This is a genomic window from Sporolactobacillus laevolacticus DSM 442, assembly GCF_000497245.1.
GTDB lineage: Bacteria > Bacillota > Bacilli > Bacillales > Sporolactobacillaceae > Sporolactobacillus > Sporolactobacillus laevolacticus.
The window spans coordinates 1-21587 of the sequence record NZ_AWTC01000026.1; the positions used below are offsets into that span (position 1 = coordinate 1).

Consider the following 21587-nt stretch of genomic DNA (forward strand, 5'->3'; position numbering starts at 1 on the left):
TTTGTTCCTGCCGCCTTAGGCGGCAGGAACACCTAGTGGTACCGCCGGATGTTCAGAGTGGCTAATTTATTATTGCAATCTAGCAATAAATTTTTTTGTGATTTTAATGCAAAAGAATAATCGTCTATTGCTCTTGAAATAGCTAGGATACCATCAAGATGATCATATTCATGCTGAAGAAGTTCAGAAAAATCTCCCTCTAATTTTTTAAATTGATATTTCCAATTCATATCTAAATACTTGATATTGGCTATTTTATATCTGGATACCTTAACAAGGAGATTAGGAAAACTCATACAGTCGTCCCAGACCGTCATTTTTTCATCATCATCAAATGTTAACGAAGGGTTAATAAATACCTGGGGCTTGTCAACATACATGTAAATTAATCTTTTAAAAACACCAATTTGTGGAGCAGCAATAGCTCGCCCAGCGCCGTAATTTTTTTTAAATTCTATTAGCGTATCATGAAGATCGTCTACAACAGTTTTCAGTTCATTTAATTCTTCTTTTTTGACAGGCAAGCTTTTTTTATATAGGGCAGGATTTCCCAGTAAAAGAATGTTTCTAATCATCTGTTTCACTCCTTTGATATGTGATATTCCAAATGTAATATATTACTTAGAGTGAGTATATCATTATAAATAATAGGCAGTCAATATGTATTAACCTTTGCTTTTCTTAATGAAAAGTATTCGTCAACTTTTCATCAATGGCAAAGGCTGTTATTATAAATAATTTAATAATAACAGCCTCATAAAACCATTATGCGCTCAATTTCCAAGCATTTAAGATTTTTGGGATTTAAATATTTTTATGAATGTGATTCCGGCTTCGATTTTTTCCAGACTTTCTTTTTTGTCACCAACAACACAATGATTAACTATTGTAATAAATAGATTTTTAAGCTGCACCAAGAATTCTTCATCCTCAATATAATCATTTAATTGGGGTGAGGAAATATCATCCGTAATTTTGGTTAATACATTCTTCCATGATTTTCCTTTTGTTTCTCCACTGATTAAGGCATTCATCTCTCCGTCTGAACACATTTCATTGAGAGCAAATAAATATCCTTCTAAATACCTCGTACTTGTATCTTTAGCATTAACAAAATTATCTATATAGCCTATTATTTCAGATGGTTTACCCACTGTATCTTTTAGATGTTTTTCTATCATTATGTCATGAGTTTTGACAGCCAAATCCGATTTTTGTTGTATGTTTAACTTGTCTATAGCTGATCTCACATTTTCAATAAACACGATCAACACCTCATTAAAATAAAATAAAAGAGGAACAGCTAGATAAACTGCTCCTCTGAGCATGGTATTACCAACATTTCTAATTTAATGATCTTGCTGATAATTCATGGCTGTCATATTAATTTTATTTCTTGTCAATTCAGTCAACGGTTTTGTTTTGCAAGTACATCCAGTAACCGACTTTGTTGTTTGGTTACTGACTTTGTTGTCTAGTTACCAACTTTGTTGTCTAGTTACCGACATAGTTGTCACTCGACACCGATGATGTACTTGCCTGTTCCTTAATTTATTCCACCGTAACCGATTTGGCTAGGTTTCTTGGCTTATCAACGTCGCATTCGTTCTGCAGGGCTGCGTAGTACGCGATCAGCTGCAGAGGAATGGCGCAAACAAGTGGTGTAAAGGCTTCATGCACTTTCGGGAGCACGATGCGGTCGTCCGCTTGGTTCGTGACTCCTTCCATGCTGATGATGCACGTGTGGGCGCCGCGTGCGGCAACCTCTTGAACATTACTGCGAATGTTGTTGTTGACATTTTGCTGGGTCGCATAAGCGAATACCGGTGTCCCGTCTTCGATCAATGCGATTGTGCCGTGCTTGAGTTCGCCGCCAGCGAAGCCTTCTGCTTGGATGTAGGAGACTTCCTTCAGCTTCAGTGCGGCTTCCATGCAGACGTAGTAGTCGAGGCTGCGGCCGATGTAGAAGGCGTTGCGTGTAATCGACAGATATTCGCGAGCGACTTCCTTCAGGAGTGCTTTCTCGTCGATCATCTGCTCCATGCCCTGAGCGGCAATGCTCATTTCATGGATCGGATCGAAGTCAAGCTTGATCCCCTTCTTTTGCGCAGCTGCTACCGCGATGAACGAGAAGACCGCGATCATAGCTGTATATGCCTTAGTTGAAGCAACTGCGATTTCCGGACCGGCGAACAGCAACATTTTATAATCCGCTTCACGATACAGCGTCGAGCCTTCGACGTTGGTCATGGTCAATGTCGGATAGCCGAGCTTCTTCACCTTGACCAGAACGGCGCGGCTGTCGGCCGTTTCACCACTCTGCGAAATAAAGATGAACAGCGGCTTCTTCGAGAGCAGCGGCATATTATAGGAGAATTCACTCGAAATATGCACTTCAGTCGGGATTCCGGCGATGGTTTCAATCAGATGTTTGCCGACGAGTCCGGCATGGTAGCTCGTTCCGCAGGCAACGATATACACGCGGTCGGACTCATTGATTGCCTCCGTAATGGTCGGATCAAGTGTGATGGTACCATCCTTGCCGCTATATTCCTGCAGCAGACGTCTCATCACTGCAGGCTGCTCATCGATTTCCTTCAGCATATAGTGCGGGTACGCGCCTTTTTCCGTATCGTGCGCATCAAAGGAAACTGTGTACGGTGCGCGTGTTTTTTCGTTGCCGTCAAGGTCCATAATCGTGTAGCTGTCCGTTTTCAGCACAACCACTTCTTCGTCCATCAGTTCGACGTATTGCTTCGTCTGCTGGATCATCGCCGTCGCGTCACTAGCGACAACATTGAATCCGTCACCAAGACCAATTAGGAGCGGACTCTTGTTCTTCGCGACGTATAGAACGTCACTGTCTTCGGAATCAAGCATTGCGATCGCATACGAACCGTCAAGCAGTTGCAGCGTCTTCCGCAGAGCGGCTTCAGTATCCAATCCTTCGTTCGCAAAGGTTTCAATCAGCTGCACGACAACTTCCGTGTCCGTTTCACTTTTCAAAGTGACGCCGGAAAGATAACTGTCCTTCAACTGGCTGTAATTTTCAATGACGCCATTGTGAACTAGGGTGAATCGTCCTGTAGCACTCTGATGCGGATGTGCATTGCGCTTATTCGGTACGCCGTGTGTTGCCCAGCGTGTATGGCCGATCCCAAGTGTCGCGTGAACAGCGGGATCCACAGATTCTTTAAGAACGGCAATCCGCCCTTTTTCCTTAAAAACGTGAACGCCATCTGCGTTCAGCAGCGCGATACCTGCTGAATCGTAACCCCGGTACTCCAGATTGCTGAGCCCTTTAAGCAAAATGTCACGTGCATCTTCGTTACCAATATAGCCTACAATACCACACATAGGATGTTGTCCTCCTTGTGAGGCAAGAAAGCATAGAATGTTTGAAAATTCGTCAAACGATTCATCGAATAGGGCAGTCTTGCCCCACTTGTTTATATTTTTACTTCTATGTGCCTACCGTCCGACTTCTGTACAAAAAGTTGCCTTCCTGTTTTGAGCACGGACTAACGGGTGCAAGCCATCCCGAGAGGTATCCGCCGAATGTTTCGATAAACCTCTTCCTCGTCAACTATTCCGTACTTCTCCGTCCGATGGAATAGTCCAGGCGCTTCGTATTCAGTTGTCCCTTCCCCACACTTTCCTTCTCGAGTTACTCAAATACTACTTTAATCTGGTGTTTGCGTCAATAAGCTTTGAGCTGTATTTTCTTTTCTCACTAAATATTTCTATTCAAAGAGGCCATGTCCTGTAACCTTAGCGCATAAATTCCACTAATGAATCAGCGGATAAATGCCCCTAGCAAGGCTATGTCAGCCTTATATTATTTCGAGCCAATGCCGTCCATAACGTCTGTTGGGCTTACTAGGGAATAACTTCCATAATTGCAAGTTTACGCCATACAGGCAGCTGCATATAAAAAGTGATTACTGGATTTCCCCGCCGACTTCTTTTACAACCGTCTGAGCAATCCGGTCGACAAAAGCATCGCACGCTTCTTCTGTTGGTGCCTCTGCCATGACCCGGATCAAGGATTCGGTGCCTGAAGGGCGAACGAGCACCCGCCCGTCACCAGCCATATCGCTTTCAACGTCTTTAATCGATTGAGCGACTGCTGGATTCTCAGTTACATGAAATTTATCGGCTACTCGAATATTCACCAGTTTTTGCGGATAGGTCTTTACTCCGGCCGCCAGCTCAGAAAGCTTCTTACCGGTCGCTTTCATAATACCGACAAGCTGAAGAGCGGTCAGCATCCCGTCACCGGTTGTTGAATGTTCCAGGAAGATGATGTGTCCGGATTGCTCGCCGCCAATAGCATATTTTCCGGCACGCATTTCTTCCATAACATAGCGGTCGCCGACTTTGGTTTGTTTCGTTTCGATCTGCTCTGCCTGCAACGCCTTATACAATCCGAGATTGCTCATTACGGTCGTCACAAGCGTATCTTTATTTAACATGCCTTTCGATTTCAAATACGTGGCACAGATATACATAATTTTGTCTCCGTCGACAATGTTACCCAGTTCGTCAACGGCAATCAGCCGGTCACCATCACCATCAAATGCCAACCCACAATCGACTCCTTTTTCAACAACAAGAGCAGCGAGTGCTTCAGGATGAGTCGAACCGACACCTTCATTTATATTTTTGCCATTTGGCGATGTGCCAAGCGTAACAATATCCGCTTCGAGATCGGCGAAAAGATGCGGAGCGAGTGAACTTGTCGATCCGTTGGCACAGTCAAGGGCGACACTGATCGCGGAAAAATCTTCTTCTTGGATCGTTTGCTTCAGAAATTGAAGATATTTCTGACTGCCTTCGAAGTAATCGCTGGAGGTACCCAAATCGCCACCAATCGGTCTTGGTAGGTCATCGTTTTCCTTTGCCAGCAGTTCTTCAATGGTTTCTTCCATCTCATCGCTCAGCTTAAATCCGTCACTGCCGAAAAACTTGATGCCGTTATCAGCAACCGGATTGTGCGATGCAGAAATCATGACACCGGCGCTGGCATCCATAGCCTTCGTCAAATAAGCGACGCCCGGCGTTGAAATAATGCCAAGGCGCATCACTTCGACACCAATAGACAGCAGCCCGGAAATCAGCGCGCCTTCCAGCATATAGCCGGAAATACGCGTGTCCCGGCCAACCAGAACCTTCGGATGTTCAGTTGTCTTGGTTAATACGTAACCCCCAGCTCGCCCCAATTTAAAAGCTAATTCGGGTGTCAAGCCGAGGTTAGCAATACCTCTGACTCCATCCGTTCCAAAGTACTTTGCCATAATTCCTATCGCTCCTATCTTTCCACTCGTCCAAATTCTGCCGCTTTATTGTAAACTGAGCATCGCTTTCTGTCAAAGGGATCTTATAACCCCTCTGAAAGTAGCAGCGTTGCTCGATGCGTTCTTTAACTGATGCTGACGCTCACCGTGTCAGGGCTCGCCTTTGCCTGTAGCCCGTTTGGGACACTTAGCACAACCGACACTTGATGCTTTCCCGTGTCTAAGCCGCTCAGATCAACACTTGCTTTCACATCACTATCGGACAGTTTATCCAGATCCTGCACAGAACCAGTGACCGAAACGTCCACATGATCGTCATTATCAAATGAGGCATTCAGTCCGTCTTTCAGTCCGGTCATCTTTACGGGGATATTCGCTAATTTTTTCGTCTGATTATCCGTACTGCTTGAACCAGAGTCTGTGCTTGAGCTGCTACTGTCGCTTACAGCAGCAGCTTCCTTCGCAATATGAACCGTTACATCAATTTTTTCAGGAGAGACTTTGGTCGCACCGGATGGCACCGGGACTGTAACAGAAAAGGTTTTATCTTTTTTCAATCCGTCAACGGATACAGACAGTGGTTCGATATTTGTGATTTGGCTAAGCGCATTACCGTCCTGTGCGGATACGGTTACTTCATTAGCGGAAAGGTCAATGGACCCGACACTATACCCTTTTGCAGGATTGCCTGTCGTTACGGCCTTAATCCCCAATTTCTTAGAAACTTTGTCAATCGGCACACGGACATTGACAGTTGAAGGATTGATCGTGACATTGACCTGATTACCATTATTGTTATACGCATGCAAACTGGTCATTTTATCAACCGTCGCATCGGCACCTTTAACATCAATGACGCCTTTAATAAAAGCGATCGAATCCACGGTGTCTGCTCCACCCGTAACCGTGACGGATTGCGTGTCGATGACCGGATCACCGATTGAGTAACCATCCGCCAATGAATTCTTATTCAAAATATCAATAGCGACCGGAAGTTCTTTGCTGGTCTTTTTCTGGATCGTAACCCGAACCGTTTTCGGAGATGGCCTGACAGTGAGGCCCGACGGGAAGCCACGCGTTTGGACGCGGACATCGTAAGTGCCCGGTTTCATACCTGTTAGGTCCAGATAAGCGCTCTTTGAATTTAGCAGCTTAGCCTTCAGAATCGACTCATTTGACCCGTTTAAACGAACGCTGATTGTTTGAGGCGCGCCACTGACCACATACTGGTTGTCGTCATACTGCAAGGCCAGTCTTTCGGTCACAATCGATGACTGTTGTGTCGGATTTACCGCGACACTTGAAGGATTGTTTGAAGACGGAGTTTCTCCTGCAGATACGATCGCATACAGCATCAGCGCCATGACAAAGGATACAATTTTGACAAACCAATTGTTATTCAAAAGTTTATCCATTGTGCTTTCCTCTCCAATTCCAGCGAATGGCCATCTGATTATCAGACTCTTCCAGCTCATGCTGGAGCATTTCCTTCAGACGTTCCTCACTGATGTCCCGAAACATTTCTCCGTTCTTCGTTACCGTGATGCCGCCGGTTTCCTCTGAAACCACCACGGTCATAGAATCTGTCACCTCACTAACGCCCATCGCCGCACGGTGCCTTGTCCCAAGCTCTTTCGAAATAAACGGACTTTCTGAAAGCGGTAAATAGCATGCCGCCGCAACGACTTCATTCCCGCGAATAATGACCGCACCATCATGCAATGGCGTATTTGGAATGAAGATATTAATCAGGAGCTGGGATGTGAGATTACCATTGAGCTGAATGCCGGTCTCAATATAGTCATTGAGTCCTGTCTTGCGCTCAATCGACATAAGAGCACCGATTCTCCGCTTAGCCATGTAGGAGGATGCCTTGACAATTGCTTCAGCCACCTGCTTATGCTCTTCTTCAACCACAGTCCCTCTCGTGAAGAGCCGGCCTCGTCCAAGCTGTTCCAACACACGTCGCAATTCCGGCTGAAAAATGACAATAATCGCAAACAGCCCATATGTAATCGCGTTGTTCAAAATCCATTCCAAGGTGCGAAAATGGAGCAGGCTGCTCAAAAACCAAACCGCGATAATGAGTAATATACCTTTCGCTAACTGAACTGCCTTTGTGCCTCGGATAATCATGATCACTTTGTAGATCACATAGGTGACAATCAAAATGTCGATGATGTCTGTTAAGTAGTCTAAAATATTAAAATGAGTCCACAAAGACATGGCTTTTCATCCTCCAAATCCGCCGTACTTCTTACAATTCTACAGTTCTAGTTTTTCTGTAAGTCCACTAAAAACACTTATTATCGCAAATGAATGAGCATACGATCGGCTCATCTATTTTTTTATCTTATGTTATACTGTCGAAAAAAATGAACAGCCTGTCTCTATCCAATGTTAAGTCTGATCTCCGGACACTTTAACGAGTACATAGCCGTTTTTATCTCTCGACTGCATGGTCTGTCTCCGGGCACCGACGATGACCAGCGACATCGGCACAGCACAGATCGCCATAGCCGCCAGTACCGGATGACGGCTTCCCCATCTGCGGATCGCATGGCGTTTTTCAGGCGGAAGCTGTGCAAGAACACTTTTCGTAAACCCAGCCGGTAGTTGAGGGTGTGCAAGCCTGCAAAGCAAGTCCGTCGAATACTTCAATTCATCAAAATGCGCGCGGCATTCCACACAATTCGCGAGATGTTCATACAGAATGCGTTCTTCCTGTTCTGTTGCCTCCTGATCCAACACCTTGTTCATTAATGAAAGATACTTTTTACTGGCACAGCTCATGCTTGCCCGCCTCCTCCGGCTGTCATATTTTTTCTTAACATTTCCCGGCCGCGGTGAATTCGTGTTTTCACCGTGCCAACTGGAATATCCATAATGTCGCTGATTTCTTTTAAGCTAAGATCCTCGATGTACTTAAGAACCACCGCGGATCGGTATTTTTCAGGTAATTTCTTAATTTCGGACTGCACCATTTCTTCGTTCTCACGGCGTACCATCTGTTCGTCTGGCAATTCTCCGTTATCCGGTAGAATCGTATTTAGCGAAAGTCCCTCAGTTCCCGGGACAACTGCGTCAAGCGAGACACTCGTCTTCCTTCGTCGCAGAAAATCAATCGACAGATTGGTCGCAATCCGAAAAAGCCAGGTCGAGAATTTACGTTCATGATCATACTGGTCAATGTGATTATAGGCGCGGATAAACGCTTCCTGCGACAGATCCTCAGCTTCCTGAGTATTCCCTACCATTCTAAAACAAATCGCAAACACACTGTTCTTATATCTGTCCACCAGCTCGGCGAATGCCTGCTGATCCCCTTTTTTAACCTTCTTGATCAGCCGCTTTTCTTTTTGATCCATTTTAACCTCTCATTTGAAGCAATATTTAATACGTAAATCATGCGTACCAAGTTTCATCGATGTCTTGAGGCATTTTTTCTGACTGTTCATGATGTTTCCATTGCTCATACAGCTACATTCATTACCTTGTTCATGAGCTGTTATTCGTTCAACTAATCGAGTATCCGGCGGTATGAACCCTTCCGAATTTTATTCGTTTGAAAAATTACTTGATGGGGTAATTCTATATTAAAACCGTAACTCTCGGAGGTGGACATATGAACAAAAAAGAACTGATTGGAGAGATTGAATTAATGCGAAGCATGATGACGCGTGCTGCCGCTCATGAACCGCTTACTTCTCCGGAAATCCAGCATATGAGCCATCGTCTTGATCAATTATTGAATCAATATGAACGCTTATTTCAATAAATGTTCTATAACGGTCTGACAATCATAGCAGACAATAAAATTATACCATAACTTAGACGAATCCCCACGACTTGTTCCTATTGACAGGAACAAGTTTTTATTAAAAAATAAAGTAAACTATAAGTTTACTTTTTAATCTATTGCGAGGGAAGGAATGTGGTGGTTTCAAAAAGAGATCTGGATAAAAAGCGAAAAAAGAATGCAATTATTGATGCCGCAGAGTTGTTGTTCTTTATCAAAGGATATGACCGCTCTACGATGGATGATTTGGCAAAAGAAGCGCAGTTCAGTAAACGCACGCTTTACGTCTACTTTAACAGCAAAGAACAGATTTATTTCGAGATTATGATTCGCGGGTACAGGCGACTGATTGCCATGTTGAATAAAGGGGAATATCCCGAAGCAAAGGCAGATGCCAAACTCAGGCAAATGACGCGGATTTTTTACCAATTCAGCAAAGAATTTCCCGATTACTTCACAGCGATCTTTTCTTACGAAAATGGTGAAATGGATTTTCAGAATGATATTCCCGATGAGTCCCGAGAAACGTGTTACGCACTTGGTGAAGTGATTTTCAACAAATTAACCACTCTGATTAAGGAAGGGCAAGAAACAGGTGTTTTCCGAAGCGAGCTGAATGTCGTGGAAACAGCGATCATCCTTTGGTCGTCCATGATCGGCATCTTCAATACATCAAAGACCAAAGCAAACTATATCCAAAATTATCATTCGGTCTCGCCCGATGCACTTGTCAGCAGCGCATTTGAACTCATGATTCGTTCAATCCGGAACAATAATGGAGGCATCAGTTAAGTGAAAAAACGAGGTGTGAAAAAAGTGATGATCATCATTTTCTCAAGCATCGCCGCCCTTATTCTGCTCGCGTCTACCGCGCTCTTTTTAGCAGGTGGCCTATTCCAGCCTCAAAAGTACCTTCAGCCATGGGATAAAAGTTATGCGAAACAGCATAAAGATCTGCGTGTTCAACTGGCTGCTTACGGACTGCTCGCGGCGAACGGTCACAATATGCAGCCGTGGATCATCAAGCTGGACAAGAATGATCCGATGGTTTTTTATCTGTTTGCCGATCCAAGCAGAATGTCTGATAAAGCCGATCCCTATGCGCGGCAAATGATGGCGACGCAAGGGACATTTCTGGATTACGTAGAAGTCGCCGGCAAAGAGATCGGTTATCCGGTAAAGATCAGCTTGTTTCCTGACGGAAGTTACGATGAACAGCATCTCGCACAAAGCATGAATACTAAGCCTATTGCCAAAGTCACTTTAAAAAAAGCTAATCCGCAATCAAGCCCGCTATTCAACGCTATATACGTTCCGGATACAAACAGAGAGCGCTATAAATTAAACAAATTGACCGGTCAGCAGATCAGCACATTGGAATCACTCGGTACTAATGAGGGCTTAACGACAAAGATCTATCAAGATACCGCGAATGTGCAAAGACTCGGTGATTTTGCGATCAAAGGCGCGATCATTGAATCCGGTGTGCCACGCGTGATGAAAGAAGCAGATGATATTTTTCGCGCTAATGAATATCAGAAAAACAAATATCGCTACGGCTTTTCCTTTGAAGGACAAGGAACCTCCGGATTTCAGATGTATTTTATGCAAGGGCTTATCACGATTTTTCCAGGCCTTAACAGCGATAAAGCGGCAGCCGATCTCATGATTAAATCAACAAAAACTTCAATAAAATATACTCCTGCTTACGCGATGATTTCAACACAGGATAACAGCCGGTCCAGCCAAGTAATGAGCGGCATGCTGTATAGCAGGCTGACACTCACCGCGCACACGCTTGGTTTGGCTGTTCAGCCAGTCAGCCAAGCATTGGAGGAATATCCTGAGATGAACAAGCTCTATAGAAGCATTCACAAGGACTATGCGCCAAACGGACAAACCATCCAGATGCTTGTTCGCATCGGAAAACCAACAAAGAACGTTCCTCAGAGCATGCGGAGGGATGTTATGGATTTGGTCAGTAAATAACCTTAAAGAGGGCGTTCGAAAAGTCTGGGAAAAGGATACGAAGGATCTTCTGCTAAAATCATGCACGTCCTGTGCATAACGCAGAAGTCACCGCATCCTGCGGAAGTTCTGTGTCAACTTGCTTTTCCGCTCCTCACGTATTTACAGGAGAACTTCGACTAACGACACTCACGTCCTGTGAGTAACGTCGAAGTCATCACATCCTGAGAAAGTACGCTCCGGTGCTCAAAGCTGCGTTTCCTTGACCTTCTTGCGACGCCCAGGATGGGCTAGTGCAGGCGTTGCAATAGGATGTTGCGTTCTTAGCCTGTAAACCTATCCTTTGTCCTCCTTTTCGAACAGACTCTTAAACGAAAAACTCTTAAAGATCGCAAAAAAAACGGGATTTTTGCTGAATAGGCAAAAGTCCCGTTTTTTCGTATCAATACTCCGATGGAGCCTAGCGGGATCGAACCGCTGACCTCCTGCGTGCAAAGCAGGCGCTCTCCCAGCTGAGCTAAGGCCCCATATTATGGAGCGGAAGACGGGATTCAAACCCGCGACCCCCACCATGGCAAGGTGATGTTCTATCACTGAACTACTTCCGCAAAACCAAAAAATATTAAATTAAATGCGGATGAGAGGACTTGAACCTCCACGTCCGGTAAAGGACACTAGAACCTGAATCTAGCGCGTCTGCCAATTCCGCCACACCCGCATATTAAATTAAAGATAAAAAATGGTGGGCCATGAAGGGTTCGAACCTTCGACCCTCTGATTAAGAGTCAGATGCTCTACCAACTGAGCTAATGGCCCACATATAAAATAAAATTTATAAGTGGTGGAGGGAGAAGGTTTCGAACCTTCGAACCCTAAGGGAACGGATTTACAGTCCGTCGCGTTTAGCCTCTTCGCTATCCCTCCAGAAACAAAAACGTAAATCTATGGTGCCGGTCAGAGGACTTGAACCCCCAACCTACTGATTACAAGTCAGTTGCTCTACCAATTGAGCTAGACCGGCGGAGTGGAGGATATAGGGCTCGAACCTATGACCCTCTGCTTGTAAGGCAGACGCTCTCCCAGCTGAGCTAATCCTCCAAAGTGACCCGTACGGGATTCGAACCCATGAACCCACCGTGAAAGGGTGGTGTCTTAACCACTTGACGAACGGGCCAAGCTAATCCGTCGCAATCGACGTTTTTTATTATATACAGAATGACAAGCCTTGTAAAGAGAAAAAAAGAAACCTTTTTATTCAGAATATTGCTCCGCATGATTCTTTCCTTGTAACACTTAACCTTTCTGCATCATAAGGCACCAATCAGCAGGTAAAAAGAAGAGAATCCTCTCAACGGATTCCCTTCTCTTCAGTCAGTCTTCAGGAAATAACTGTTTCTGATCTGCCATTTTTTCCATTCGGCTTTTAACTGCTTGTCCAACGCGATTGTTAGGTTTCAACATCTGATAGCAAGCTGCTCCGATGCCAATCGATGCGATCAGAGGCATCAGCCCGTTTCTCTGTTTTGCCACTCTGTCCACCACCATAGAGAATTTGTCCACATCTTTGTGAACCTTCATAGCTTAACCTCGACCGTGAATTCAATGAACGTCAATCGTTGGCAATTATTGACTAACCGGCACTTCGTTCAGATACTCCTCTAGAGTCTGACCACTCGCAACAATTTTCTTTGAAGCAGGGAGTCCCACATAGCGTAAATGCCACGCTTCATATTCATAACCCGTGATCGATTCTTTGCCTTCAGGATAACGGACAATAAACCCATAATCCTGTGCATGTTTGTTCAACCACGCTGCCTCAGGTGTACCGCCAAAGGCTTGCGTTGCCGCATATTTTCCGTTAATTCCCGATACGTCGATTGCGAGTCCGGTCTCATGCTCACTGGTCCCTGGCCGAGCACTATAATCCAGTGCCTTTTTTTCGCCATCCCGCTGCACATAATAATTAAAGAGAGCCACTTGTGCCGTATGTGAACGGTATGCGGATACACCTGCAAGTTGAATCCCGTCCTTTGCCGCTGCCGCAAACATCTCTTCAAGCGGCTTTGCAGCCACAGCTCTCATCTTCTTTTTTTCAGACTTTCCGGCAAAAATGAAAGGAACATCCAGATCGACTAAGTCCTTCGGGACATAGTTCTCCGGTAATTTAAAATGCTTGTTGACAAGAACCAGCGTGCTCGTCGGGTCTGCGACCACATGAACGCCTTGCTGATTCAGTGCGGATACGGTTTTCTCAGATGACCCAGATGTATCGTTTCCCGAACCGCTTTGTTCACCACTCTTTGTTACTGACGGCTTCTGTTGCTGCGTCGTCGCGTGATTGGAACGCTCCGCCCACGGCATTTGCGCGCAGGCAGACAAGCTTAAAAGAGCTGCCATAGCCCCTGCAGCATAAACTGTTTTCAAATTCATGAATCTCTCCAATAGTTCGTTATTTCCAGAGAAAGGATCGAATGAGGTAAGTTCCTGTCGAATTCAGGTACTATCTAATAGTGTATTCGAAATGAGAGAGGATTTCAGTAGCATATGTAAAAAAAAACAGATCCAATTTTTTCAATTCATGGATTCTGCCTTTAAAAGGTAGTATAGGGGGGTAAAATAACATTAACTTCAGCCAATGAAGAGCTTTACGTTAATGATAATCGAAATAATCAGCGCAATATGCGTCAGCAACAATTTACGATTTAATTTAACGGTCACTTCATTACGGGAAAAATCATCTGATTGATTAAAATCCATGATTTCATCTCCTTTAGTTAACCTTTTCCATAAATTCATGTTACCTTAATGATATTGAGCCAGCATGATGTTTATTTTAAGTTCATGTAAAGGAACCAAGTCTGAATCAAAAGAAACAAATACAGGACCAGCTAGCAAAGTTCGACGAGGGTCAGGTCATACCTTTAAAATTGGCCTTCTGAGACACCACCAAAACAAAGCGGACCATCCCAATAATTTTCCTGTCATTTACTCTCCTCAGATTTCTCTTTAATATACCTAGCCGTAAAGTCCACAATAGCTCTTTGAGCGAGCAAGATGGACGGTGCCTGACCGATGCGCCTGAATCTGAATACCGCTGACCCAGGTTGACTCGCTTCAAACGCCTTGCCAATCGCCTCAAAGTTCTCTTCATGATAGTCACCATCCTGATAAGTGACCCATTGCCTTCGCCCTTTCATCCGGACCGGGCTGGAACGCTCCACCATTTCAAGCTTGCCCGACAGATACTCACCGAGATGCATCGAGGTATTGTTTCCATACCCAACACCGATCAGCAGGACATAGCCAGCGCGATCATAAATTTTGCCTAGAGGTGAGTCTTTGCCAAGTCCGTCATCCAGAGGGTGGCGGGAAATCAGTGCGTCGCGATCCGCGCCCCAGGCGGAAAACGAATAAATAGGATGGTTACTTCGACGCACATCCGGAAAGGAACGGAATGTTTCCGCTACTCGTCCCATTCCGAAGGTTGGCGTACGGCGCGGATCAAACGCAGGCATCTCCTGGTAAATGTCGTGGAACCATGGGGACGGCACCGACGGATTTTCCCAATCGGCAGGGTCCGAAACATCTGCGCTATGCGCCGGCATCACCAACGTACCGGATGGTGTCAGCACACTTTGTAGTGCGGATATGAGGGTAACCGGGCCACCGCATAGCCACCCGATCCGGCTCATGGACGAATGCACAATCACCGTCATTCCTTCTACCAAACCGATTCTCTGTAAATCACGAATGAGCAAAGAGCGTGTGACCGCTACTTTACTACGTTTTATAACTTCCGCCTCTGACATTGTCGAACCATCCTTTTATCTATTACGTTCATACGAAAAGGCACCCCTCACTGAAACCAATTAGGGAGTGCCTCTTTCTCTAAAATGAGCATACCGTTACATGATTCTACCCAATTATTTAATAATCAATACGGGAACCTTCGAGCGTTGGACAACACCATGGCTGACACTGCCTAAAAATTCCTTCACGCCACTCAAGCCGCGGCTTCCGATTACGATCAGATCGTAGCCATTTTCGCTGGCGAAGTCAAGAATGGTACGTACTGGCTGTCCTTCCTTGACGAATGTATGTGTAGCATTTGGAAGTTCATCAAGTAGTTTCTCGGCTCGACTTACCAATTCATGCCCATACTTAAGCGTCGATTCGCGTACCTCTCGATACACATCGCCAACGATAAACTGGTTAGTCGGAATCGTCACCACATTCAGCACGTCGAGTTCTGTGCTTTCATCAAGAAGCGCCAAATCAGCCGCTTTCTTCAATGCTTTTTTTGCCAGTTCAGAATCATCATAGGAAACTAGGATTTTTGAGAACAACATACCGATCACCGTCCCTCTCACTTTTAGACGCAGAGCGTGTTCAAAAAAGGGATCACCATCAGTGTCAGCCATATTAGGCGGCCGATCTGCAATGATTTATATTTGTAGGTGACCCGCGTCACCGAGATACTTGAACATCCTCTGCCCTCTTTATTTTACCACATGTTACTTTCTGAACATATGCTGAACCATGAATCTTTGTCCCTTTTTATCAAAATATTCCATAGCATTTCAAGTGCCTATTTCAGCAATTCACTCTTACCATTTTTTAATATCTGCGTTATATTATTAAGTGGTGAAACAGACGAAGAATATATTATTTGACAACGTTTTCATTCGTTTGATTCACGCCGGTCTTTCGCGGCTCTTAGGAAAGCGATCAGATCACCTTAAAAAATACGGTGAGAAATCGAGGTTTTAACATGAAAAAAGGTTTAATTTTTATTGCTTTTTCCACATTATTTTTTAGTACGATGGAAATTGCCATCAAGCTGGTGGCCACTGAATTTAATCCGATGCAATTGAATTTTCTACGGTTCTTAATAGGATCAATTATCCTTTCGCCGCTTGCTATCCGCCATTTGAAAGGAAGCGGGTTTTCACTCGATAAAAGCAAAGTGCTCTACTTTCTCTTTTCAGGGTTTATGTGTGTCGTCGTAAGTATGACATTCTTCCAAATGGCTATTGTTTATTCTAAAGCGTCGACAGTCGCCATATTGTTCAGTTGTAACGCGGTGTTCGTGATCCCGTTCGCCTATTTCTTTCTGAAGGAAAAGTTGACAAAACTGTCGATTCTGTCTCTCGCCAGTAGCCTTATCGGTATGATCTGCATTGTCAATCCGGAAAATCTGACAAACGTCACGGGCATCACGTTATCACTGCTCGCTGCCGTAACATTTGCCTTGTACGGTATTATCGGGCGAAAAGGGAGCCTCAAATTTGGTTTTGACGGAGTGGTTCAGAGCAGCTTCAGCTTTTTGGCAGGCAGCTTAGAATTACTTCTACTTATACTTGTCACGAAAATCAGCTTTGTCGCCAATTGGCTGCAAAGTGTCGGCTTGAGTAAATTTAGCAATATCCCGGTTTTGCAGGGGATCTCATGGAGCAGCGTGCCCGCCTTGATTTACCTTGGTGTATTCGTTACCGGTCTTGGGTTCAGCTTCTATTTTCTAGCGATGGAAGCGACATCGGCATCGACCGCATCGCTGGTCTTTTTCATCAAACCTGCTCTAGCCCCAGTGCTCGCACTGTTCATCCTCGGTGAAGCTATTACGTTGAATGTCTTTGCCGGCATTGTGTTGATCCTTGCCGGATCATGCGTTGAGCTCTTTTCAGATAACCGCCAAGCCAAGCTTGAAAAGCTTGCCCAAGCGCATGCGCTGGCAAAGCAAGCTGTTGGCAGCACGAATCAGGCGCACTTCAGATAAGTACTTGAATATCTACCACTGATACGAAAAAAGGATGCCGGCCCTTCATGGGCCGGCATCCTTTTTTACATTAAGCAGTCTAATCTTCCCGTTCAACACTTAGAATCCGGCCATCTTTGGAAGCAATGACCACCTCATACACCACACCTTGATCGGTCAGAATGTAAACCTCATATTTCAGCAGATGATTATCTAGTTCAAGATCAACGTGAATAATTTGCCCAGGTACTCTGGCCACAGCAAGCTCTGCAGCCTGCTGCGCCGTAATTCGCTGCCGGTATCCATTGCCGGCAGTGCTCGTAATCCTGCCATTATGATCATTACCATACATAAAGCCCTTTCCTCCCCTTCAACGATGTCGTCGTATTAATTTATGAGGAGGAAGGTCGACTCGTGACAAGGGCCTAGATCACGCATTAACAGACTGCATTTTTCTGCTTTTTATAAACCTCTGCCAATTTTTGTATCGCTTCTCGAATCTGCTTTTCATCGCAGAAGCTGAAAGCAAGTCGTAAGTTATTAGTCGGCTTATCCACCAAATAGAAGGATTTACCATCAACAAAGCTTACTCCTGCTTTTACCGCTTCATGCAGCAGCTTAGTCGTATCCGTTTCAGGTGGGAATGTTAGCCACAGGAAGAATCCGCCTTCCGGTTTTTCAAAGGAAACTTCATCGCCAAAGAACTCATGAATAGCGTTCACCATAGCATCGCGGCGCAAACGATAACCTTCAACAAGAGGCTTGAGATGCGCTTCAAAATCTACCTTTTCTAAGAAACGGCTAATCATTTCCTGAACGAAAACACTTGTCAAACCGTCCGTCTTCACGATTTTGATTCTACTCAGCACTTCCGGATCACTGATCACCCAAGCCATTCGAATCCCAGGAGCAACAATTTTTGAGAACGTGCTCATATAAATCACGCGCTCCGGTCCAAACGAATAGATAGACGGCAGAAATTCACCGCCGAAATTCAGTTCCACATAAGCATCATCTTCAATGATGTAAAAATTGTACTGATAAGCGAGTTCCGCTAATTTCTTTCTTCTTTCCACGGACAGAGTGACGCCGGCAGGATTATGATAGTTCGGCAATACATAGATAAACTTCGGCATTGCACGTTTGCCTGCGGCAGCTTCAATCAGTGCTTCTTCCACCACGTCTACACGTAGTCCTTGATCATCAACCGGAAATGCAGTCAGCTCTGTCTGAGCCAGATAAAAGGCACGGAGGGCACCGAAATACACCGGTGCATCCACCCATACCGCATCACCTGGGTCGGTCAGCGTTCGCGCCGCAAGATCAATCCCTTGATTCGATCCCGATGTGATCAAAATATGATCAGTATCAACATGGATCGACCGCAAACGGGAACGCTCGCGGATCCATTCCAGTACCTTTTTCTGCCCGGGACCGCCTGAATACTGAAGCGCCTCCGTTCCCGCCGTCCGCAATGCGGAGACAGATGATTCTGCCAGCTCATCGATTGAGAAAGAATCCGGATAGGGAAAACCAAAAGCGAGCGGTATCAATCCCGGATGTTCTCCGGCAAAAGCTGATCCGATGAGCGGTACACCTTCAAAACGTTTTGAAAAACTGAACGGTTCTAATTTCTCCATTAATCGATCCTCTCCCATCCAAATAATCTTTTGATGCACTACTGACGACTCGTCCAATGAGACAAGTCTAAACGATCTCTCTATAGTTCGACTGTTCTGACAAAGCTCACTTCTATTATAAAGAATCATGAATGGCTATGGCTATACAATAATGAAAATATTTTTTATAATAATAATTTTTTGTTAAGCAAAAGAATACACTACTATTTACTTCGCCTCTGTAAAAAGGGCAAAAAAAAGAGCCCGCTAGAGGCTCAAACTCAGGGATAGAGATCACTATACCCAAAATCATTTTATCGCCTGAATCTGTTCACAATCTGAACAGATTTTTCAATCGTTCAATGTCCTAGTTTACGAAATCTTGCCGCCCAACTTTTTGTGCTGGCCTTGCTTATATATGTTCAAGAACCCATTCCTGAATCATCCGCATATATATAACTATTAAAAATTTATCCAGGAGGACTTTTTATGCCGAAATTCGTATTGCCGCCGCTCGGGTTTTCGTACAATGCTTTAGAACCCTATATCGGCCGGGAAACCATGCGTATTCACTATACAAAGCACCATCAAGCCTACGTCGATAACCTGAACAAAGCCATTGACCAGCACCCGGAATATAGGAATTGGACGCTGACTGAACTTTTAACCAATCTGCACCAACTTCCGAAGGATATCCGCACAGCAGTTCGCAACAACGGCGGCGGTCACTACAATCACAGTCTGTTCTGGGAGGTCCTCAAGCCGGGCGGTGCCAAAAAACCAACGGGTACACTCGAAAAAGCGTTAAACCGTGAACTGAACGGCTTTGAAGCCTTCAAAGTGCAATTCACAAATGCGGCAACCGGTCAGTTTGGTTCAGGGTGGGCATGGCTGGTACTCAACCCGAACAAAAAGTTAGAGGTGATCAGCATGAATAATCAGGACAATCCAATCATGGTGGGCAAAACACCTTTATTTGGCCTTGATGTGTGGGAGCATGCCTATTACTTAGACTATCAAAACCGGCGGCCGGACTATATTAAAAATAGCTTTAATCTCTACAATTGGGACGTCATTTCTAGAAGATATGAGTGGGCGATGAGAGAAGGATGATTAACTAAAGACCGTCTCATTCTCCATGAATGATTTTACAGGTGAAGCTCTCGGCTCGTTTCTCATGCGCCTCTCCACCTGTTTTTTCTTTCACAAAAAAAAGAGCCTTGTAGGCTCAATACTCGGAGGTAAACAGTTTCTTTACCCACTCGTGAGTTTACTGCAAGCTTCTGCACAAAAACTGAACAAACGCTATTCTTGTCATGCACGCACCTTGTTTTTGATTTTAATTGACATAAATTCAAGAAGCATCGCGACAATCAGAATGAGGTAGCTGTTCACATCATTTTTAATTCATAGTAATCTCATCGTATTTTATTTATATTCTGTGTATTTGCCCATACCTGTGCTTCTATCCCGACATAGAATGATGTTACTAACAATGAGGAGGTGGCTCCATATGGGTTATCCTGCAAATGCCGCTTACGGTAATGCACCTTATGGTGGAAGTTACAAGGATCACTACGGTTATGGTTATGGCGGATGCATTTACGGCTTTACGTTGATCGTTGTCCTGTTCATTTTGCTTATTATTGTTGGCGCTGCATTCGTTCACTAATTCCTTTTCTTTTTTAAATTTGATGCCCACGAGTACGTTCCTTTTCAGACACCTTGCATAAGGTGTCTTTTTTATACTCATTAAAGTCTCTTTAACGTCTCCCTGATCAACCAGAGTAATCTAACTTTGCCTACATCCCCCATACTCCCATTACTTAGACTCATATTTTGACTTAAATCGTTTTCTATCTCTTGGAATTTGGGCTTCAACTGCTTTTTGCATTTTTAAAATTTGACCATCGTCGCTTAGCTTATTATTTATTAATGATTTCTTAGCTGAAGGATCAACGGCAAAATCTTTTAATTCAACGTTTGAATTAGGACCTGATATAAGAATGGATCCATCTGATTGCGCATAACCAACAAAAATGTAATACTTTTCCTCTAGCGGAAGTATATCGTCTTCATACAGTTGAACTTCTTTTTTATCTTGAGTAATTCCGCCTTCTTTTAAGATAGGAATTTCTTGATTCTGTATTAAGTTACCTTTTATATTTTTTACTACCGTAACCTCATACACTGTGTATGGATCAGCAATTGTTGAAGTACCGTCATCTTTTGTTTCTATATTCACTGGGTTCCTATATATCGTTTTTGTGAGTCGATTAACATAGCCAACGAATACATAATCAGCAAATCCAGCAATAGCTTTTACATTATTCGGATCCACTGTAAAAGATCCTTTGAAACGCTTAATTGGATATCTATTCCCGTCTTTAGCGTCATATTTTTCTGAACACCCTGATACCATGAGAATAATTGAAAGCATCAAGACTAAAATCCTAATAACCTTTTTATTCATTAACAGCCCTCCTTAGAGTAATTACAGACCCCCTTTCTTACATACTATGGAACAAAACGCGGCGCCAAAATAATCACTTTCCTTTTTCAATACTTAATCATTTTCAAGCTTATCTATTTAAAATCCTCCCCGATAAATCCTATCCCTTAAAAATGGTGCAGTTCACTTAATTAAGTGACATCTGTAACGTACTGGTTAAGTCAGGGTGTCGATATGACTACGTCTTGGACAACATTGAGAAAAAAACACATTAAAATGAAAAACAGAAACAGCGGGGCTTCGGACATCCGAAAAACCCCGCTGTTATCACGTTTTTAAGTAAGCTTCCAACTGGACTTGAACCAGCGACCCCTTCCTTACCATGGAAGTGCTCTACCGAACTGAGCTATGGAAGCAATGGCTCCACAGGTAGGGTTCGAACCTACGACCGATCGGTTAACAGCCGATTGCTCTACCACTGAGCTACTGTGGAATAATTAAATAGTTGATGCTATGTATATTATAGTGTACCCTTCCTTATCATGGAAGTGCTCACATTAAAATATATAAAGAAACAGGTCGTCACCGCTTAGGATGACTTCCTGCCTTTATCATTTGCCTGGCAGTGACCTACTCTCACAGGGGGACAGCCCCCAATTACCATCGGCACAGAAGAGCTTAACGACCGTGTTCGGGA

General features: G+C 44.3%; 22 protein-coding genes, 10 tRNA genes and 1 rRNA gene. 6 read left to right on the top strand and 27 right to left on the bottom strand.

What is annotated here, in order from left to right:
* Positions 1 to 32: 32 nt before the first annotated feature.
* The 8 genes from P343_RS35755 to sigW form a co-directional block, all read right to left on the bottom strand.
* Entirely contained in the window at positions 33 to 575 is a 543-nt protein-coding gene (locus P343_RS35755) for a peptide deformylase (protein ID WP_023511739.1), read from the bottom strand.
* Between the two features lie 213 nt (positions 576 to 788).
* Positions 789 to 1265, bottom strand: coding sequence for a hypothetical protein (locus P343_RS35760; protein WP_023511740.1), 477 nt, complete (start codon positions 1263 to 1265; stop codon positions 789 to 791).
* 286 nt (positions 1266 to 1551) lie between these two features.
* Positions 1552 to 3357 (bottom strand): glutamine--fructose-6-phosphate transaminase (isomerizing), encoded by a 1806-nt coding sequence (gene glmS / locus P343_RS35765; RefSeq protein ID WP_023511741.1) that lies wholly within the window; start codon positions 3355 to 3357, stop codon positions 1552 to 1554.
* Between the two features lie 584 nt (positions 3358 to 3941).
* Complete coding sequence (gene glmM / locus P343_RS35770; RefSeq protein ID WP_023511742.1) at positions 3942 to 5297, bottom strand: phosphoglucosamine mutase; 1356 nt, start codon at positions 5295 to 5297, stop codon at positions 3942 to 3944.
* A gap of 125 nt (positions 5298 to 5422) precedes the next feature.
* Complete coding sequence (locus P343_RS35775) at positions 5423 to 6712, bottom strand: CdaR family protein (RefSeq protein ID WP_023511743.1); 1290 nt, start codon at positions 6710 to 6712, stop codon at positions 5423 to 5425.
* Complete coding sequence (gene cdaA / locus P343_RS35780; protein ID WP_023511744.1) at positions 6705 to 7523, bottom strand: diadenylate cyclase CdaA; 819 nt, start codon at positions 7521 to 7523, stop codon at positions 6705 to 6707. The genes P343_RS35775 and cdaA overlap by 8 nt, the downstream gene beginning before the upstream one ends.
* A 174-nt stretch (positions 7524 to 7697) precedes the next feature.
* The gene (locus P343_RS35785) at positions 7698 to 8090 is read right to left on the bottom strand and encodes an anti-sigma factor family protein (RefSeq protein WP_023511745.1); all 393 of its coding nucleotides are present in this window, start codon (positions 8088 to 8090) and stop codon (positions 7698 to 7700) included.
* Positions 8087 to 8665, bottom strand: a complete 579-nt coding sequence (gene sigW / locus P343_RS35790; protein ID WP_023511746.1) for an RNA polymerase sigma factor SigW — start codon at positions 8663 to 8665, stop codon at positions 8087 to 8089. The genes P343_RS35785 and sigW overlap by 4 nt, the downstream gene beginning before the upstream one ends.
* Positions 8666 to 8922: 257 nt before the next feature.
* Here sigW and P343_RS36890 point away from each other — a divergent pair, with 257 nt between their 5' ends.
* From P343_RS36890 to P343_RS35800, 3 genes are all read left to right on the top strand, one after another.
* Complete coding sequence (locus P343_RS36890; protein ID WP_023511747.1) at positions 8923 to 9075, top strand: aspartyl-phosphate phosphatase Spo0E family protein; 153 nt, start codon at positions 8923 to 8925, stop codon at positions 9073 to 9075.
* A 159-nt stretch (positions 9076 to 9234) separates the two neighbouring features.
* Positions 9235 to 9888 carry a TetR/AcrR family transcriptional regulator gene (locus P343_RS35795; RefSeq protein ID WP_031264272.1) on the top strand — a complete coding sequence of 218 codons (654 nt, stop codon included), beginning with the start codon at positions 9235 to 9237 and terminating at the stop codon, positions 9886 to 9888.
* Positions 9889 to 11085, top strand: coding sequence for an Acg family FMN-binding oxidoreductase (locus P343_RS35800; RefSeq protein ID WP_023511749.1), 1197 nt, complete (start codon positions 9889 to 9891; stop codon positions 11083 to 11085).
* A gap of 433 nt (positions 11086 to 11518) precedes the next feature.
* Here the strand turns inward: P343_RS35800 and P343_RS35805 are convergent.
* The 13 genes from P343_RS35805 to P343_RS35860 all read right to left on the bottom strand — a co-directional run bounded on the left by P343_RS35805 (position 11519) and on the right by P343_RS35860 (position 15485).
* Positions 11519 to 11591, bottom strand: a tRNA-Ala gene (locus tag P343_RS35805).
* A gap of 6 nt (positions 11592 to 11597) precedes the next feature.
* Positions 11598 to 11672 (bottom strand) — tRNA-Gly (locus tag P343_RS35810).
* 24 nt (positions 11673 to 11696) lie between these two features.
* Positions 11697 to 11782 (bottom strand) — tRNA-Leu (locus tag P343_RS35815).
* Positions 11783 to 11804: 22 nt separating this feature from the next.
* A tRNA-Lys gene (locus tag P343_RS35820) sits at positions 11805 to 11880 on the bottom strand.
* A gap of 23 nt (positions 11881 to 11903) precedes the next feature.
* A tRNA-Tyr gene (locus P343_RS35825) sits at positions 11904 to 11988 on the bottom strand.
* Between the two features lie 21 nt (positions 11989 to 12009).
* Positions 12010 to 12085, bottom strand: a tRNA-Thr gene (locus P343_RS35830).
* Positions 12086 to 12089: 4 nt separating this feature from the next.
* Positions 12090 to 12162: transfer RNA gene (locus P343_RS35835), tRNA-Val, on the bottom strand.
* A gap of 4 nt (positions 12163 to 12166) precedes the next feature.
* Positions 12167 to 12238 (bottom strand) — tRNA-Glu (locus tag P343_RS35840).
* Positions 12239 to 12435: 197 nt separating this feature from the next.
* A complete protein-coding gene (locus P343_RS35845; RefSeq protein ID WP_023511750.1) occupies positions 12436 to 12642 on the bottom strand; it encodes a hypothetical protein in 207 nt (68 codons plus the stop codon).
* 45 nt (positions 12643 to 12687) lie between these two features.
* On the bottom strand, positions 12688 to 13494 hold the full coding sequence (locus P343_RS35850) for a M15 family metallopeptidase (protein WP_023511751.1): 807 nt from the start codon (positions 13492 to 13494) through the stop codon (positions 12688 to 12690).
* 198 nt (positions 13495 to 13692) lie between these two features.
* The gene (locus P343_RS37635; RefSeq protein WP_023511752.1) at positions 13693 to 13821 is read right to left on the bottom strand and encodes a hypothetical protein; all 129 of its coding nucleotides are present in this window, start codon (positions 13819 to 13821) and stop codon (positions 13693 to 13695) included.
* 224 nt (positions 13822 to 14045) lie between these two features.
* On the bottom strand, positions 14046 to 14873 hold the full coding sequence (locus P343_RS35855) for an AAC(3) family N-acetyltransferase (protein WP_023511753.1): 828 nt from the start codon (positions 14871 to 14873) through the stop codon (positions 14046 to 14048).
* A gap of 114 nt (positions 14874 to 14987) precedes the next feature.
* Entirely contained in the window at positions 14988 to 15485 is a 498-nt protein-coding gene (locus tag P343_RS35860) for a universal stress protein (protein ID WP_236620380.1), read from the bottom strand.
* Positions 15486 to 15835: 350 nt separating this feature from the next.
* Between P343_RS35860 and P343_RS35865 the strand changes: the two genes are divergently transcribed.
* Positions 15836 to 16840, top strand: a complete 1005-nt coding sequence (locus P343_RS35865) for a DMT family transporter (RefSeq protein ID WP_023511755.1) — start codon at positions 15836 to 15838, stop codon at positions 16838 to 16840.
* Positions 16841 to 16919: 79 nt separating this feature from the next.
* Here the strand turns inward: P343_RS35865 and P343_RS35870 are convergent, their stop codons facing one another.
* Both P343_RS35870 and P343_RS35875 read right to left on the bottom strand, forming a co-directional pair.
* A complete protein-coding gene (locus P343_RS35870) occupies positions 16920 to 17171 on the bottom strand; it encodes a PepSY domain-containing protein (protein ID WP_023511756.1) in 252 nt (83 codons plus the stop codon).
* 85 nt (positions 17172 to 17256) lie between these two features.
* Positions 17257 to 18459, bottom strand: coding sequence for an aminotransferase-like domain-containing protein (locus P343_RS35875; protein WP_023511757.1), 1203 nt, complete (start codon positions 18457 to 18459; stop codon positions 17257 to 17259).
* Positions 18460 to 18927: 468 nt separating this feature from the next.
* Here P343_RS35875 and P343_RS35880 point away from each other — a divergent pair, with 468 nt between their 5' ends.
* Both P343_RS35880 and P343_RS36895 read left to right on the top strand, forming a co-directional pair.
* Positions 18928 to 19551 (top strand): superoxide dismutase, encoded by a 624-nt coding sequence (locus tag P343_RS35880; RefSeq protein ID WP_023511758.1) that lies wholly within the window; start codon positions 18928 to 18930, stop codon positions 19549 to 19551.
* Positions 19552 to 19951: 400 nt separating this feature from the next.
* Positions 19952 to 20110, top strand: coding sequence for a YjcZ family sporulation protein (locus P343_RS36895; protein ID WP_023511760.1), 159 nt, complete (start codon positions 19952 to 19954; stop codon positions 20108 to 20110).
* A 150-nt stretch (positions 20111 to 20260) separates the two neighbouring features.
* Here the strand turns inward: P343_RS36895 and P343_RS0119320 are convergent, their stop codons facing one another.
* The 4 genes from P343_RS0119320 to rrf all read right to left on the bottom strand — a co-directional run.
* A complete protein-coding gene (locus P343_RS0119320; RefSeq protein WP_023511761.1) occupies positions 20261 to 20911 on the bottom strand; it encodes a hypothetical protein in 651 nt (216 codons plus the stop codon).
* A 321-nt stretch (positions 20912 to 21232) separates the two neighbouring features.
* Positions 21233 to 21306 (bottom strand) — tRNA-Thr (locus P343_RS35885).
* A gap of 2 nt (positions 21307 to 21308) precedes the next feature.
* Positions 21309 to 21383 (bottom strand) — tRNA-Asn (locus tag P343_RS35890).
* Between the two features lie 124 nt (positions 21384 to 21507).
* A 5S ribosomal RNA gene (gene rrf / locus P343_RS37860) occupies positions 21508 to 21587 on the bottom strand; the annotation flags it as partial.

Coding starts and splice junctions, on each gene's coding strand:
- glmM (WP_023511742.1), bottom strand. CDS start 5,297: ATGGCAAAGTACTTTGGAACGGATGGAGTCAGAGGTATTGCTAACCTC.
- P343_RS35870 (WP_023511756.1), bottom strand. CDS start 17,171: ATGTATGGTAATGATCATAATGGCAGGATTACGAGCACTGCCGGCAAT.
- P343_RS0119320 (WP_023511761.1), bottom strand. CDS start 20,911: ATGAATAAAAAGGTTATTAGGATTTTAGTCTTGATGCTTTCAATTATT.
- P343_RS35850 (WP_023511751.1), bottom strand. CDS start 13,494: ATGAATTTGAAAACAGTTTATGCTGCAGGGGCTATGGCAGCTCTTTTA.
- cdaA (WP_023511744.1), bottom strand. CDS start 7,523: ATGTCTTTGTGGACTCATTTTAATATTTTAGACTACTTAACAGACATC.
- P343_RS35775 (WP_023511743.1), bottom strand. CDS start 6,712: ATGGATAAACTTTTGAATAACAATTGGTTTGTCAAAATTGTATCCTTT.
- P343_RS35855 (WP_023511753.1), bottom strand. CDS start 14,873: ATGTCAGAGGCGGAAGTTATAAAACGTAGTAAAGTAGCGGTCACACGC.
- P343_RS35860 (WP_236620380.1), bottom strand. CDS start 15,485: ATGGCTGACACTGATGGTGATCCCTTTTTTGAACACGCTCTGCGTCTA.
- P343_RS35865 (WP_023511755.1), top strand. CDS start 15,836: ATGAAAAAAGGTTTAATTTTTATTGCTTTTTCCACATTATTTTTTAGT.
- P343_RS36895 (WP_023511760.1), top strand. CDS start 19,952: ATGGGTTATCCTGCAAATGCCGCTTACGGTAATGCACCTTATGGTGGA.
- P343_RS36890 (WP_023511747.1), top strand. CDS start 8,923: ATGAACAAAAAAGAACTGATTGGAGAGATTGAATTAATGCGAAGCATG.
- glmS (WP_023511741.1), bottom strand. CDS start 3,357: ATGTGTGGTATTGTAGGCTATATTGGTAACGAAGATGCACGTGACATT.
- P343_RS35875 (WP_023511757.1), bottom strand. CDS start 18,459: ATGGAGAAATTAGAACCGTTCAGTTTTTCAAAACGTTTTGAAGGTGTA.
- P343_RS35785 (WP_023511745.1), bottom strand. CDS start 8,090: ATGAGCTGTGCCAGTAAAAAGTATCTTTCATTAATGAACAAGGTGTTG.
- P343_RS35845 (WP_023511750.1), bottom strand. CDS start 12,642: ATGAAGGTTCACAAAGATGTGGACAAATTCTCTATGGTGGTGGACAGA.
- P343_RS37635 (WP_023511752.1), bottom strand. CDS start 13,821: ATGGATTTTAATCAATCAGATGATTTTTCCCGTAATGAAGTGACCGTT.
- sigW (WP_023511746.1), bottom strand. CDS start 8,665: ATGGATCAAAAAGAAAAGCGGCTGATCAAGAAGGTTAAAAAAGGGGAT.
- P343_RS35755 (WP_023511739.1), bottom strand. CDS start 575: ATGATTAGAAACATTCTTTTACTGGGAAATCCTGCCCTATATAAAAAA.
- P343_RS35880 (WP_023511758.1), top strand. CDS start 18,928: ATGCCGAAATTCGTATTGCCGCCGCTCGGGTTTTCGTACAATGCTTTA.